The 8,088-nt window shown below is 38.7% G+C and carries 6 protein-coding genes, 7 tRNA genes and 1 rRNA gene; all 14 read right to left on the bottom strand.

From position 1 onward, the window contains the following. Nucleotides 1-25: 25 nt before the first annotated feature. Nucleotides 26-1,828, bottom strand: a complete 1,803-nt coding sequence (glmS, locus tag HR057_RS16515) for a glutamine--fructose-6-phosphate transaminase (isomerizing) (protein WP_173732572.1) — start codon at nt 1,826-1,828, stop codon at nt 26-28. A 413-nt stretch (nt 1,829-2,241) separates the two neighbouring features. Further along, a complete protein-coding gene (gene glmM, locus HR057_RS16510; protein WP_173732570.1) occupies nt 2,242-3,588 on the bottom strand; it encodes a phosphoglucosamine mutase in 1,347 nt (448 codons plus the stop codon). Nucleotides 3,589-3,635: 47 nt separating this feature from the next. Then, nucleotides 3,636-4,880: a CdaR family protein gene (locus HR057_RS16505; protein ID WP_173732568.1), complete on the bottom strand. Its 1,245-nt coding sequence runs from the start codon at nt 4,878-4,880 to the stop codon at nt 3,636-3,638. Next, complete coding sequence (gene cdaA, locus HR057_RS16500; protein WP_173732566.1) at nt 4,870-5,694, bottom strand: diadenylate cyclase CdaA; 825 nt, start codon at nt 5,692-5,694, stop codon at nt 4,870-4,872. The genes HR057_RS16505 and cdaA overlap by 11 nt, the downstream gene beginning before the upstream one ends. Nucleotides 5,695-5,849: 155 nt before the next feature. Continuing rightward, entirely contained in the window at nt 5,850-6,452 is a 603-nt protein-coding gene (locus tag HR057_RS16495) for an anti-sigma factor family protein (RefSeq protein ID WP_173732564.1), read from the bottom strand. A 12-nt stretch (nt 6,453-6,464) separates the two neighbouring features. After that, on the bottom strand, nt 6,465-7,028 hold the full coding sequence (gene sigW / locus HR057_RS16490; RefSeq protein ID WP_173732562.1) for an RNA polymerase sigma factor SigW: 564 nt from the start codon (nt 7,026-7,028) through the stop codon (nt 6,465-6,467). A gap of 155 nt (nt 7,029-7,183) precedes the next feature. Next, nucleotides 7,184-7,259: transfer RNA gene (locus tag HR057_RS16485), tRNA-Ala, on the bottom strand. Nucleotides 7,260-7,266: 7 nt separating this feature from the next. Next, nucleotides 7,267-7,341: transfer RNA gene (locus HR057_RS16480), tRNA-Gly, on the bottom strand. A gap of 23 nt (nt 7,342-7,364) precedes the next feature. Then, a tRNA-Tyr gene (locus HR057_RS16475) sits at nt 7,365-7,449 on the bottom strand. 48 nt (nt 7,450-7,497) lie between these two features. Continuing rightward, nucleotides 7,498-7,570, bottom strand: a tRNA-Thr gene (locus HR057_RS16470). A 1-nt stretch (nt 7,571) separates the two neighbouring features. Further along, a tRNA-Glu gene (locus HR057_RS16465) sits at nt 7,572-7,646 on the bottom strand. A gap of 17 nt (nt 7,647-7,663) precedes the next feature. Continuing rightward, nucleotides 7,664-7,736, bottom strand: a tRNA-Thr gene (locus HR057_RS16460). A gap of 1 nt (nt 7,737) precedes the next feature. Next, a tRNA-Asn gene (locus HR057_RS16455) sits at nt 7,738-7,812 on the bottom strand. Between the two features lie 12 nt (nt 7,813-7,824). After that, a 5S ribosomal RNA gene (gene rrf / locus HR057_RS16450) occupies nt 7,825-7,940 on the bottom strand. Between the last annotated feature and the right edge of the window lie 148 nt (nt 7,941-8,088).

Here is an 8,088-nt window from a genome sequence, read left to right as displayed (position 1 = left end):
TAACCTTTATCTGTGGTAATATTGTTTATTCAACTGTAACGGATTTTGCCAAATTGCGCGGCTTATCAACATCGCAGCCTCGGTGTAAAGCTGCATAATAAGCGATTAGCTGTAATGGAATGACGGAAATTAAAGGTGTCATTAGTTCATGAACAGCCGGAATAACAAAGCGATCGCCTGATTGATCTAATCCTTTCATACTGATAATGCATGAGTTGGCGCCGCGTGCATCAACTTCTTTGACATTGCTGCGAATTGGCAAATTCACTTTTTCTTGGGTTGCAAGGGCAATGACTGGTGTTCGATCTTCAATTAAAGCAATCGTTCCATGCTTTAATTCACCGCCAGCAAAGCCTTCTGCTTGAATATAGGAAATTTCTTTTAATTTTAATGCTCCTTCTAAGCTGACGTAATAGTCAAGACCACGGCCGATAAAAAAGCAATTTCTTGTTTCCGCTAAGTATTCACGAGCGATTTTTTCCATTTCATCTTTTTGATTGCATAGGACTTCCATTGCATTGGCAACAATACTTAATTCTTGAATTGGGTCAAAATCTAAAGCAATACCTTTTTGCTTCGCTGTATCAAACGCTAGCAATGCTAATACAGCCATTTGTGCCGTATAAGCTTTCGTTGAAGCAACAGCAATTTCAGGACCAGCATATAAATGCAATGTGTAATCAGCTTCGCGAGATAAAGTTGAGCCAGGTACATTTGTAATTGTTAAAGCACGATGGCCCATTTCTTTTACTTTTACTAACACCGCTCGACTATCAGCTGTTTCCCCACTTTGTGAAATGAAAATAAACAATGGTTTTTCTGATAGCAGTGGCATATTATATGAAAATTCACTTGCAACATGTACTTCAACCGGAATTTTTGCCAATGTCTCAATCAACTGCTTGCCAACAAAGCCAGCATGGTAACTCGTTCCGCATGCCACAATATAAACTCGATCTGCTTCTAACATCGCTCTTCTAATATCATCATCAAGCTTTAAGCCACTCGTTTCATCCTGATACTTTTGAATAATTTTACGAATGACAAAAGGCTGTTCATCAATTTCTTTTAACATAAAATGCGGATAAGTTCCTTTTTCCGTATCACTCTCATCCAATTCACACTTATATGGCTTACGATGTATAACTTTGCCTTCAAAATCTTTAATTATAATTGAATCTCTTTGTAAAATGACCATCTCTTTATCCATGAGCTCAATGTATTGGTCTGTAACTTGGAGCATGGCCATTGCATCGCTTGCCACAACATTACAGTGGTCGCCGACACCTACAAGAAGTGGGCTCTTATTTTTTGCAACATAAATTTTTTCAGTATCCTTCTCATCTAAAAGCGCTAATGCATAAGACCCTTTAAGCAACTTTAACGTATGGCGGAATGCTTCTTCTACGATTTCGCCTTGATTTACAAAATACTCGACTAGTTGAACGATTACTTCTGTATCCGTATCACTTTGTAATTCTATGTCTTTAAGGTATTCCCGTTTTAATTGCTCGTAATTTTCAATTACACCGTTATGAACAATTGTAAAACGCCCTGATGCGCTTTGATGAGGGTGGGCATTTTTTCTATTTGGTTCTCCATGAGTTGCCCAACGAGTATGACCTATTCCTGCGGTCGCTTCTACAGTAACATCAACTGCTTCACGAAGCTGGGCAATTCGTCCTTTTTCCTTAAAAAACTTTACGCCATTTTCATTTAATACAGCAATTCCTGCTGAATCATATCCGCGATATTCAAGTTTTTCTAAACCTTTTAATAAAATTTCTTTCGTATCTTCATGACCAATATAACCAACAATACCGCACATACAAATCCTCCTTGCCGGGACAAGGAAATGGGACCGCCGGGGCCTCACCTTGCCCCGTTTTATTATTAATCATCAATTTTTAAATTTGGTATTAATCATGCTTAAACGTTTGTGCAAAGAGTCGCCTCTTTGTTTTCGTTCAAGCTTACGGCTGTGATTCAGCCGGGAGGCATCCGCCGACCGTTCGATAAACCTCCACCTCGTCAACTATTCCATTCCGTTCAGAATAGTCCAGGCGCTTAAAATTAATAGTCTCATAAACCACCTTTCTATTTAAAATGAGCAAACAACTTCAATGTTACATGAGATAGTAAAAATCGTCAATTTTTTTATTGAAATACATGTTTTTTTTGTGTCACTACTATAAAAATATGCATAGACGAACCGTTATGTGTCGTCTATGCATATCGAAATTATTCAACTCCAATTTCCTCTTCAACAACTTTTACAATTTTATCTACATAGTATTCGCAAAGTTCTTCTGTTGGCGCTTCTACCATTACACGAACAAGGGGTTCAGTTCCGGATGGACGAACAAGCACACGGCCATTTTCACCAATTTCTGCTTCTACTTCTTTAATTACAGTTTGAATCCTTTCATTCTCTTGAACTAACTTGCGGTCTGTCACACGCACATTTTTCAATAGTTGCGGAAACTTCTGCATTTCACTCGCCAATTCAGATAATCTTTTTCGAGTTGCCTTCATTATATTGATAAGCTGGAGCGCTGAAAGCATTCCATCTCCAGTGGTTATGTAATCAAGAAATATAATATGTCCTGATTGCTCTCCGCCAAGGTTGTACAAATTTTTGCGCATTTCTTCCATTACATAGCGGTCACCAACAGCTGTCTGTACGCTTTGAATTCCATTGGCCTCTAGAGCTTTGTAAAAACCGAAATTGCTCATAACGGTTGATACTACGGTTTGCTTATTTAAACGGCCCTTTTCATTTAAATACTTGGCACAAATAAACATGATTTGGTCACCATCAACAATATTGCCATTCTCATCAACTGCAATTAAACGGTCGCCATCACCATCAAAAGCAAGCCCAATATCAGCCTTTTTCTCAATTACAAACTTAGCTAGGCTTTCCGGATGGGTAGATCCGACTCCATCATTAATATTTAATCCATCTGGATTCGCAGCCATTGTAGAGATATCTGCTTCTAAATCAGCAAATAAATGTGGTGCCAATGATGACGTAGCTCCGTTAGCGCAGTCCAATGCAATATGAAGGCCTGAGAAATCTTCATCTATCGTTTGCTTTAAATACTGTAAATATTTCTGACTACCTTCAAAGTAATCAATAACTTGTCCTAATTTTGCTCCAATAGGTCTTGGCAGCGTATCTTCTGTTTGATCAAGAAGTTCTTCAATTTCATTTTCCTGTTCATCCGTAAGCTTAAAACCATCCGGTCCAAAAAACTTTATTCCGTTATCTTCAACAGGATTGTGAGATGCCGAAATCATAATTCCTGCTTGCGCACCTAACGCTTTTGTTAAAAAAGCTACACCAGGAGTAGAAATAACTCCTAAGCGCATCACTTCTACTCCTATTGATAACAAACCAGCCACCAATGCCCCTTCAAGCATATGACCTGAAATTCTTGTATCACGGCCAATTAAAACTTTTGGGTTTGGCTCATTTTTGGTTAAAACATAGCCGCCAAAGCGGCCGATTTTAAACGCAAGTTCAGGTGTTAATTCTTTATTTGCCACACCACGAACACCATCAGTTCCAAAATATTTACCCATTTTCTTATCGCTCCTTTTTGTTCTACGAATATTTTTCTAAGATCTTACTAGTCGTTTAGTATTTCGATTTGAGCTTTTGATGGTCTGATTTCCCATCTAATGTCTTGTGGCCCTGAAACAACATTGATATCGATTTCATATTCCCCTTTTGATAAACCACCGGCATTTAAACGAACATCAAAATCTTCAGGACCTATTTGTTCGATCACCTTTTTAGCACCATATATAGTTAAGTTCACATGACCATTTTCTGGGGTTATGAAAGAAACACCTTGCGTATTTGACACCCCATTAATTTTAATTGGAACATTTGATATTGTTTTACTTTCTTCTGGTTCTACATCTACTCGAATAGTCAATACTTCAGGATTTACTTTTATGGCTCCAGCAGGAACAGGCACTTTAACCTCAATCGTTTGATCTTCATCAATTTTGGATAAATCAATATCAATATCTTCGATCATTTTAATTTTTTCAAGGTTTTCTTTTGTTCCATAAACTGTAATTTCACTTGGTGTTACTTCAAAAGATTGAATGCTTAAACCTTTAGGTAAATTTCCTTTTCGATTGATTTTGTAAGGAACCTTTTTATTAGGCGGGCTGATTGGTACTTTTACTTCAACAACAGCTGGAACAATTTCCAACTTCAATTCTTCTCCATTATGATCAAATACTTTTAATGGCACATCCACCTCAACAGTATCTTTAGCTCCAGCAACATCAACATACCCTTCAACGAAGGCAATTTTTTGCACATCTTCTAAAGAACCACGTACGGCCACGCTTTTCGGCACGGAAATTGGCTCCTCAGCAATGTATCCTTCCGGCAATTTATCTTTATTGACAATTTGAATATCAACAGACATAATTTGCTCTACTTTTTCTTTGATCGTCACATCTAGTAAAGCCGGGTCAATTTTTACCGTTAATTTGTCTGAAAAACCTCGATGTTCAACTCGAACTTTGTGAGTACCAGGGGTTAAATGCTGCAAATCAACAAAAACCTCATATCCCCCTTGTGCTTTCATCGCTCGTATGACACTGCTTGTCCCTTCAACATAAACATTCACGGACTGTGGCAGCCCGGATATTACATATTTATCTTGGTTATAATAGACATTCAGCGGAACATTTGAAAGTGCTTCTGTTTCCCTGCTGATTTGGGGAAGACTTCCTACTGGTGCTGGATTTTTGCCAGTTTCCATATTTACATTAGCCCACAACATCAGCGCAAGAAATAAAGCGAGAATACGTACAAACCATGGGCTATTTAACCACTGATCAATTTTCACCTTTCTTCCCCCTCCATATCCATCGTGATGAGGAAGTTGTTTTCGTATTTTTAGTTAACTCAACAGTTAACATTTCTTTCAGTTGCTCATTGGTTAAATTACGATACAACTCTCCATTTTTCGTTAAAGAAACTCCACCAGTTTCTTCGGAAACAACAACTGTGATACTATCCGTTACTTCACTAATTCCTAAAGCTGCCCGATGGCGTGTTCCCAATTCTTTAGAAATAAACGGGCTTTCAGATAGCGGCAAATAACAAGCTGCCGCTTTAATTTCATTTTCTTTAATAATAACAGCACCGTCATGCAATGGGGTATTTGGTATAAAAATATTAATTAATAATTCCGATGTAACCTTTGCATTAAGAGGAATTCCGGTTTCTATATAATCCCCCATCCCGGTTTCCCGTTCAATCGATACTAGTGCACCAATCCGTCTTTTTGCCATATAACTGATAGATTTCACAATTTCATCAATTGTTTTCGTGATCATTTCTTCCTCAGGAACGGCACTTCTTGAAAATAATCGGCCACGTCCCAACTGTTCAAGTGCTCTTCTAAGCTCAGGTTGAAAAATGATAATAATTGCTAAAAATCCCCATGTTAATACTTTATCCATCAACCACTGCATTGTAGTTAGACCAAAAAAGCTGCTCAAAAACCAAACAGCTAAAATAACAAAGATGCCTTTCAGCAACTGGACGGCCTTCGTTCCGCGGATCAGCATGATGATTTTATAGATTACAAAGGCAACGAGAAAGACATCAATGGCCTCTCCGATATATTCTAAAATTGGAAAATCTCCAATAGACATTTGCACACTTCCTCTTTTGAAAAAATTCAAATAAAGACATACCTTTACCATTATAACATATTTTGTAAATGTATTCTTTTATAATAGGTTCCCGTACTAACGTTTATCTCTATATAAAAAAAGCTATCTAAATAAAGATAGCAGTTGGAATCATTCTATTTGAATAGGCTGCTAAAAAAGTGCTTTGTCTTATACCACATCCAATCAAAAACCTCATTGATGACCATAATCTCACCTGTTACATGCCCAGCGGAGGCAAGATATTGGTCCCCATTGATGACAATAACATCTCCTCGAACGACCCCTTCAATTTTTATATCTCCATTCCGCACAATCACATCTCCCTCAACAATTTCCCCTTTTGGAACAATTACAGTATGATCTTGAATCTTAAGATTTGATTGTTTGGAGACTGATAATTGTGTATTACTATTCCATGTTGAGAAGATGCTCCCTGTCATTAGAAGGAGAAAAACTGCCGCAGCTACAAAGACGGGATGTTTTTTAAAAAACCTGCGATAAACCACCAATCGTTTTTCCTTAGGCAATCGATTCATCACACTATTTGTAAAATTTAATGGAGCATGTATATGTGTAGTGCTTTGAACAAATGCAATAGCCTTCTCTAGTTCTTGAAAGTGGTTTAGGCAGCTCGAACATTCATTTAAATGATTTTTCAACTGCTTTTCCTCTTCAACACCAATTTCCTCATCTAAATATTTATGCATCAACTCAACATAGGATTGTGAACACTTCATTTTTTCACCCCGCTAAATCTTTCGTAGTCTTTTCCTTAATGCTTCCCTTCCCCTATGTATACGAGTTTTCACCGTACCTATAGGCAAATCTAGGATTTCTCCAATCTCTTTTAATGACAGTTCCTCAATATATTTCAGTACGATTACAGAACGGTACGAGACCGGAAGTTCATTAATTTCTTTTTGGATCCATTCTTGAAACTCTAAACTTTCTACCATTTCTTCCGGCTTAAGATCATCCGATGGAATTTGCGAATACATCGTAAGTCCTTCTGTACCTTCAATTTCAGCATCTAAAAAGTAATCTGGCTTCCTTTTTCGCAATCGGTCAATTGACAAATTTGTTGCAATCCGATAAAGCCACGTTGAAAATTTACGATTCATGTCATACGTATGAATATTAATATATGCTCGAATAAAGGCTTCCTGCGCAATATCTTCTGCGTCATGCCGATTTCCTACCATCCGATAACAAAGTTGAAAGACTTTATCTTTAAATAGTTCAACAATCTCAGAAAATGCATTTTGGTCGCCTTTTTTAACTTGTTTTATTCTTTTTTCTATTAAAGCATCCATCTCTATTTCCCTCCGCATCTAGCGGTATTAATTTTTACGACCATCGAAGCAAAAAAGTTTCATCTAAATATGATATCATTTTTTTTTCAACAAAAAAATAAAAAAAAACGTTTAGAACAGCTTCGTTCTAAACGTTATTTGTAAACTATGTAATTTGGTGGAGACTAGCGGGATCGAACCGCTGACCTCCTGCGTGCAAAGCAGGCGCTCTCCCAGCTGAGCTAAGCCCCCATTATTCTGGAGCGGAAGACGGGGTTCGAACCCGCGACCCCCACCTTGGCAAGGTGGTGTTCTACCACTGAACTACTTCCGCATTCTCCATTTTCTACTAAAAGATGGTGGAGGGGGACGGATTCGAACCGCCGAACCCAAAGGGAGCGGATTTACAGTCCGCCGCGTTTAGCCACTTCGCTACCCCTCCGGCTTTTAAAAAATCTATGATAAGATATTATCAGATCATAAAAGAAAATGCCGGCTAGAGGACTTGAACCCCCAACCTACTGATTACAAGTCAGTTGCTCTACCAATTGAGCTAAGCCGGCATGGTGACCCGTACGGGATTCGAACCCGTGTTACCGCCGTGAAAGGGCGGTGTCTTAACCACTTGACCAACGGGCCAAACTATTTTCGACATAAGCTTCCAACCGGGCTTGAACCGGTGACCTCTTCCTTACCATGGAAGTGCTCTACCTACTGAGCTATGGAAGCATGGCTCCACAGGCAGGGTTCGAACCTGCGACCAATCGGTTAACAGCCGATTGCTCTACCGCTGAGCTACTGTGGAATGAAGAGTATTGCTTGGCAACGTCCTACTCTCGCAGGGGGAAGCCCCCAACTACCATCGGCGCTGAAGAGCTTAACTTCCGTGTTCGGAATGGGAACGGGTGTATCCTCTTCGCCATCGTCACCAAACATGTATTTTTAACACATATTTATATTATCAACTTCTATCGCAGAAGTCAATATCTTTTTTATTCTTTCAAAACTAGATAATCTTTATTCATATTCACTGTCTAGCTCCAGTGCTTTTCGAGGCGATGCCTTTGGCACCGGACTACGC

The sequence above is a fragment of the Calidifontibacillus erzurumensis genome (assembly GCF_013303125.1).
Lineage (GTDB): Bacteria > Bacillota > Bacilli > Bacillales > Bacillaceae_J > Calidifontibacillus > Calidifontibacillus erzurumensis.
The sequence above is the reverse complement of the archived record's forward strand: the minus strand, read 5'-3'. Positions and strand labels throughout refer to the sequence as shown.